Origin of the sequence: Zoogloea oryzae, from assembly GCF_030161255.1 — a bacterium.
Taxonomy (GTDB): domain Bacteria; phylum Pseudomonadota; class Gammaproteobacteria; order Burkholderiales; family Rhodocyclaceae; genus Zoogloea; species Zoogloea oryzae.
The window spans coordinates 1-1,273 of the sequence record NZ_BSPX01000194.1 but is presented as its reverse complement, the minus strand read 5'-3'; the positions used below and the strand labels follow the sequence as shown (position 1 = coordinate 1,273).

The window sequence follows — 1,273 nt, the reverse complement described above, 5'->3', positions numbered from 1 at the left end:
AGGTCCAACTGATCACCACGCCTGTATTGTAAATAGGCAGTTACAAATAATCCAGCCAAAGTAATAGGAATTAGACCTAATACAATTCCAAATAGTAAAACTTCAATCATTTAAATTTGTTTCAAACCAAAAAAAAGGGGGGGAGGTAATATCTATTCTTAAATATTAACCCGAATCGCTCATGAATCTAAATAACGAAAACTAAGCATAACAACGTACATGGTTCGTTCAATGAATTTAAAATTCAAATAAGCCGGATCTTGCTTAGACCAATAAAAAAGGCTAAAGTTATAGTTGAAGCCGCCAGTAGAAAACCGAAATAACTCGTTATAGTAAGCATGAAGGAGCGAAATCAGATAAGTTCTTTTTACATATATCTTTAGAAAACACTTACCTAAGTTTCTTTTTTAATTCTTGACATATATAATATAAGAATAATAAACAATACCAATTGACAGACTTCTTTTCAGGTGAAGGTTTTGATTTATCCGTAATTCTAGCCGACACTCGCTTTGTTAGCACGACAGGATTACAAAAAAGGAATAGTCCTTACATCGACCGGTCCCACGATTCCGAATCAACAGACTCTTGAGTAAAGTAATAATAATAAGAACTTTGTATTAGAAAAAAGAAAAACTTTTTTCTATTTGGGAATGAATAACCTTATAACATCTTTTATTGACTCATTAACTCAGTAAGAAGTTCATTAATTATACAGAATCCCTCGAACGGACAAAAAGAAGAATTAAAACCTTTATTTCAGACCAAGACCATTATAACACTAGTAAGTCCATTATTAATTCTATTATCTTTTCCTTTTAGATTCTATCTTTCCCTATGATGCAGTCCCTTGCTTTTAGCTAGATAAAAAAAAATGTTTGGCTCTACTGCACTGCAACAGTCGTTGCATCACGAATATTGATTGTTTAAATCGCTCTTTGTTCTGCTCTTTCATTGAATACTATTTCATTATTCTTATTATTGGACTACTAATCTACTAACCATTTGATGAAATTGTTAGGCTATATTTTATGAATGATTAGAATCCAACCCCCATTCGACTCAGTTGGACTCATACTTTACAAGATCTGGAATCTCCAGCTCAAATAAAAAAAGCCTTATAGGTATTTTATATTGAATGACACACAGTTCATAAGCTAAGAAAGAAAAGAATTGTGGATCATTTCGTTTCAATACAGATTAAAATTGCGTTGCTGTGTTAGAAGAAGGATAGCTATACTTATTTGGTATACTCTAAAGAAGCCCTTGGTAC

General features: G+C 32.1%; 2 protein-coding genes. Both read right to left on the bottom strand.

Annotation, left to right across the window (positions count from 1 at the left end; genetic code table 11):
* The coding region (petG, locus tag QQK25_RS24735) for a cytochrome b6-f complex subunit V (protein WP_498027247.1) at positions 1-110 on the bottom strand (110 nt) is incomplete at its 3' end.
* A gap of 134 nt (positions 111-244) precedes the next feature.
* Positions 245-340, bottom strand: coding sequence for a cytochrome b6-f complex subunit 6 (locus QQK25_RS24730; RefSeq protein ID WP_368736870.1), 96 nt, complete (start codon positions 338-340; stop codon positions 245-247).
* Positions 341-1,273 lie beyond the last annotated feature (933 nt).